We start from the raw sequence: 6,129 nt of genomic DNA, 5'->3' as shown, positions 1-6,129 counted from the left end.
TGGTCGATACTCCGGCCAACGACGTTTACAACAACGGTTCGACCGTCAGCACCACTATCACCGGCGCAACCGGCGGCAACTTTGAAAACCTGGTACCGAGCACCACGCCGGCAGTCACCACCATTACTGATTCGATCGATGCCACCACGGTCACCCTGACCGCAGGTTCGACCGTGACCGAAGGCGGTCAGATCACCTACACCGCCACGCTGACCAACCCGGCACAAACCCCGGTGAACGTCACCTTGAGCAATGGCTCGGTGATCACTATCAAGGCCGGCGAGTCCGTCGGCAGCGTGGTCGTAGACACGGCGCCCAACGATGTCTATGTCAACGGCAGCACGGTCAGCACCACCATTACCAGCGCGACTGGCGGCAATTTTGAAAGCCTGGTGCCGAGTACCACACCGGCAGTCACCACGATCACCGATTCGATCGACACCACCACCGTGACGTTGACTGCGCCGACCGAGGCGAATGAGGGCGGGCAAATTACGTACACCGCTACGCTTTCCAACAAGGCGGGGACCGACGTTACGTTGAAGCTGGATAACGGTTCTTCGATCACGATCAAGGCAGGCGACACTGTTGGCACCGTGACCGTGCCTGCGCCGACTGATGACGTGTTTATCGACAAGAGCACCCAGACAGTCAAGATCACCGAGACTACTGGCGGCAACTTCGAGAAGCTGGAAATTGCAGGCAACGGTGCGACCACCACCATCAACGACACTATCGATAAGGTCGATGTGGTTCTGACTGCCACCACCACCGTCGGCGAAGGCGGCACTATCGTTTACACCGCCAGCCTTGTGGATAAAAACGGTGCGCCGGTGACTAACATCACCAACCCGCTCACCGTTACGCTGGATAACGGTCAGACCATCACCATTGGTGTGAATCAGTCGAGTGGCACCGTTACCAACGTCGCCCCGGATGATGTCTACAAAGGCGACCAGACCGTCACTACTGCTATCAGCGGCGTGACCGGTGGCGAGCACTTTGAAAATCTGGTTCCAGGTACCGATAAAGCCACTACAACTGTAACGGACACTCCGGGCACCGATAACACCACCACTGTGACACTGACCGCCCCCTCTGAAGCAAATGAAGGTGGCCAGATCACCTATACCGCGACCTTGAGCAATAAGGCCGGTACTGACGTCACGTTGAAGTTGGATAACGGCTCAAGCATCACCATCAAGGCTGGCGATACTGTCGGCACCGTGACCGTGCCTGCACCGACTGATGACGTGTTCATCGACAAGAGCACGCAGACCGTTCAGATCACCGAAACCACAGGTGGCAACTTCGAAAAACTGGAAGTTGCGGGCAACGGTGCGACTACCACGTTCAACGACACCATCGATAAGGTCGATGTAGTTCTGACTGCCACCACCACCGTCGGCGAAGGCGGCACTATCGTTTACACCGCCAGCCTTGTGGATAAAAACGGTACACCGGTGACTAACATCACCAACCCGCTCACCGTTACGCTGGATAACGGTCAGACCATCACCATTGGTGTGAATCAGTCGAGTGGCACCGTTACCACGGTAGCGCCGGATGACGTCTACAAGGGCGACCAGACCGTCACCACCGCTATCAAGGGTGTGACCGGTGGCGAGCACTTTGAGAACCTGGTGCCTGGCACCGATAAAGTCACCACGACTGTGACGGACACTCCGGGCACCGATAACACTACTACCGTTACACTAACGGCTCCGTCCGAAGCAAACGAAGGTGGCCAGATCACCTACACCGCGACCTTGAGCAACAAGGCCGGTACTGACGTCACCCTGAAGTTGGATAACGGTTCTTCGATCACGATCAAAGCTGGCGACACCGTCGGCACCGTAACCGTCCCTGCGCCTACCGATGACGTGTTCATCGACAAGAGCACCCAGACCGTCAAGATCACTGACACTTCCGGCGGTAACTTCGAAAAACTCGAAGTCGCAGGCAACGGCGCAACCACCACGATCAACGACACCATCGACAAAGTCGATGTGGTTCTGACTGCCACCACCACCGTCGGCGAAGGCGGCAATATCGTTTACACCGCCAGCCTTGTGGATAAAAACGGTGCGCCAGTAACCAACATTACTAACCCGCTGACCGTGACTCTGGATAACGGCCAAACCATCACCATTGGTGTGAATCAGTCGAGTGGCACCGTTACCACGGTAGCGCCGGATGACGTCTACAAGGGCGACCAGACCGTCACCACCGCTATCAAGGGTGTGACTGGCGGCGAGCACTTCGAGAATTTGGTTCCAGGGACCGATAAAGTCACTACAACTGTGACTGACACACCGGGTACCGATAACACTACGACTGTCACGTTGACCGCGCCAAACGCAGTGAACGAAGGTGGCCAGATCACCTACACCGCGACCTTGAGTAATAAGGCCGGCACCGACGTCACGCTGAAACTCGACAACGGTTCGTCGATCACCATCAAGGCCGGCGAAACCGTCGGCACTGTGACCGTCCCTGCGCCTACCGATGACGTGTTCATCGACAAGAGCACCCAGACCGTCAAGATCACTGACACTTCCGGCGGTAACTTCGAAAAACTCGAAGTCGCAGGTAACGGCGCAACCACCACGATCAACGACACCATCGACAAAGTCGATGTGGTTCTGACTGCCACCACCACCGTCGGCGAAGGCGGCAATATCGTTTACACCGCCAGCCTTGTGGATAAAAACGGTGCGCCGGTGACTAACATCACCAATCCGCTGACCGTGACTCTGGATAACGGCCAAACCATCACCATCGGTGTAAATCAGTCGAGCGGCTCCATCACCACCATTGCGCCGGATGACGTGTACAAAGGCGACCAGACCGTCACCACCGCCATCAAAGGCGTGACTGGTGGCGAGCACTTCGAGAACCTGGTCCCTGGCACTACGCCAGTGAACACCACTGTCACCGATAACCCAGGCACCGACAACACCACCACCGTAACGCTGACGGCTCCGACCGAGGCGAATGAGGGTGGGCAGATCACGTACACCGCTACGCTTTCCAACAAAGCGGGCACTGATGTAACGCTGAAATTGGATAACGGCTCGTCGATCACCATCAAAGCCGGCGAAACCATTGGCACCGTGACAGTACCTGCCCCTACCGATGACGTGTTTATCGATAAGAGCACGCAAACCGTGCAGATCACCGAAACCACTGGCGGCAACTTCGAGAAGTTAGAAGTCGCAGGTAACGGCGCAACCACCACAATCAACGACACCATCGACAAGGTTGATGTGGTCCTGACGGCGACTACTACCGTTGGCGAAGGCGGCAACATCGTCTACACCGCCAGCCTTGTGGATAAAAACGGCGCCCCGGTGACTAACATCACCAACCCGCTCACCGTCACTCTGGATAACGGCCAAACCATCACCATTGGTGTGAACCAGTCCAGCGGCACTGTTTCCGTCTTGGCGCCGGATGATGTGTACAAGGGCGACCAAACTGTCACCACTGCCATCAAAGGCGTGACGGGCGGCGAACATTTCGAGAACCTGGTTCCTGGCACGACGGCGGTGAACACCACCGTCACAGACACACCGGGTACTGACAACACCACGACGGTCACGCTAACCGCGCCTAGCGCAGTGAACGAAGGTGGTCAGATCACCTACACCGCGACCTTGAGTAATAAGGCCGGCACCGACGTCACGCTGAAACTCGACAACGGTTCGTCGATCACCATCAAGGCGGGCGACACTGTCGGCACCGTAACCGTCCCTGCGCCTACCGATGACGTGTTCATCGATAAGAGCACCCAGACCGTCAAGATCACTGACACTTCCGGCGGTAACTTCGAAAAACTCGAAGTTGCTGGTAACGGCGCAACCACCACGATCAACGACACCATCGACAAGGTCGATGTGGTCCTGACTGCCACGACTACCGTGGGTGAAGGCGGCAATATCGTTTACACCGCCAGCCTTGTGGATAAAAACGGCGCACCGGTGACTAACATCACCAACCCGCTCACCGTCACCCTGGATAACGGCCAAACCATCACCATTGGTGTGAATGAATCCAGCGCTAGCGTGTCGGTTCTTGCACCGGATGATGTGTACAAAGGCGACCAGACCGTCACTACCGCCATCCAAGGTGTGACTGGCGGCGAGCACTTCGAGAATTTGGTTCCAGGGACCGATAAAGTCACTACAACTGTAACTGACACACCGGGTACCGATAACACTACGACTGTCACGTTGACTGCGCCAAACGCAGTGAGCGAAGGTGGCCAGATCACCTACACCGCAACTTTGAGCAACAAGGCCGGTACTGACGTTACCTTGAAGTTGGATAACGGCTCGTCGATCACCATCAAGGCTGGGGACACTGTTGGCACTGTAACCGTGCCTGCGCCTACCGATGACGTGTTTATCGATAAGAGCACCCAAACCGTGCAGATCACCGAAACCACTGGCGGCAACTTCGAAAAACTCGAAGTTGCGGGCAATGGCGCAACCACTACGATTAACGACACCATCGACAAAGTCGATGTGGTCCTGACCGCCACGACTACCGTGGGTGAAGGCGGCAATATCGTTTACACCGCCAGCCTTGTGGATAAAAACGGCGCACCGGTGACTAACATCACCAACCCGCTCACCGTCACCCTGGATAACGGCCAAACCATCACCATTGGTGTGAATGAATCCAGCGCTAGCGTGTCGGTTCTTGCACCGGATGATGTGTACAAAGGCGACCAGACCGTCACCACCGCCATCAAGGGCGTCACTGGCGGCGAGCACTTTGAAAACCTGGTTCCTGGCACGACGGCAGTAAACACCACCGTTACGGACACACCGGGTACCGATAACACCACCACCGTTACGCTGACAGCGCCAAGTGCCGTTAACGAAGGTGGCCAGATCACCTACACCGCGACCTTGAGCAACAAGGCCGGTACTGACGTCACCCTGAAGCTGGATAACGGTTCTTCGATCACCATCAAAGCTGGCGACACCGTCGGCACCGTGACCGTGCCTGCACCTACCGATGACGTGTTCATCGACAAGAGCACCCAAACCGTCAAGATCACCGAAACCACTGGCGGCAACTTCGAAAAACTCGAAGTAGCAGGCGACGGTGCAACCACCACGATCAACGACACCATCGATAAAGTCGATTTGGTCCTGACCGCCACCACTACCGTTGGTGAAGGCGGCAACATCGTCTACACCGCCAGCCTTGTGGATAAAAACGGCGCGCCGGTGACTAACATCACCAACCCGCTGACCGTCACTTTGGATAACGGTAAAACCATCACCATCGGCGTAAACCAATCGAGCGGTAGCGTTTCGGTTCTTGCTCCTGATGACGTGTACAAGGGCGATCAAACCGTCACCACCGCCATCAAGAGCGTCACTGGCGGCGAGCACTTTGAAAACCTGGTTCCTGGCACGACGGCAGTAAACACCACCGTTACGGACACACCGGGTACCGATAACACCACCACCGTTACGCTGACTGCGCCAAGTACCGTTAACGAAGGTGGCCAGATCACCTACACCGCGACCTTGAGCAATAAGGCCGGTACCGACGTCACGCTGAAACTCGACAACGGGTCAAACATCACCATCAAAGCTGGCGAGACCGTCGGCACCGTGACCGTGCCTGCACCTACCGATGATGTGTTCATCGATAAGAGCACGCAGACCGTCCAGATCACCGAAACCACTGGCGGCAACTTCGAAAAACTGGAAGTTGCAGGCAACGGCGCAACGACCACGATCAACGACACCATCGACAAAGTCGATGTGGTCCTGACCGCCACGACTACCGTGGGTGAAGGCGGCAATATCGTTTACACCGCCAGCCTTGTGGATAAAAACGGCGCGCCGGTGACTAACATCACCAACCCGTTGACCGTCACCCTGGATAACGGCCAAACCATCACCATTGGTGTGAACCAGTCCAGCGGCACTGTTTCGGTCTTGGCACCGGATGACGTGTACAAGGGCGATCAAACCGTCACCACCGCCATCAAGGGCGTCACTGGCGGCGAGCACTTTGAAAACCTGGTCCCTGGCACTACAGCGGTGAACACCACCGTTACGGACACACCGGGTACCGATAACACCACCACCGTTACGCTGA

At 56.5% G+C, this 6,129-nt stretch carries 1 protein-coding gene; it reads left to right on the top strand.

All coding sequences use genetic code 11. The features are described from left to right. The coding region (locus E1K68_RS27290) for an immunoglobulin-like domain-containing protein (protein ID WP_346344428.1) at positions 1–6,129 on the top strand (6,129 nt) is incomplete at both ends.

The sequence above is a fragment of the Pseudomonas sp. B2021 genome (genome assembly GCF_018135665.1).
In the GTDB taxonomy this organism is placed as follows: domain Bacteria; phylum Pseudomonadota; class Gammaproteobacteria; order Pseudomonadales; family Pseudomonadaceae; genus Aquipseudomonas; species Aquipseudomonas lactis.
This window is presented reverse-complemented; position numbering and strand designations above follow the sequence as displayed.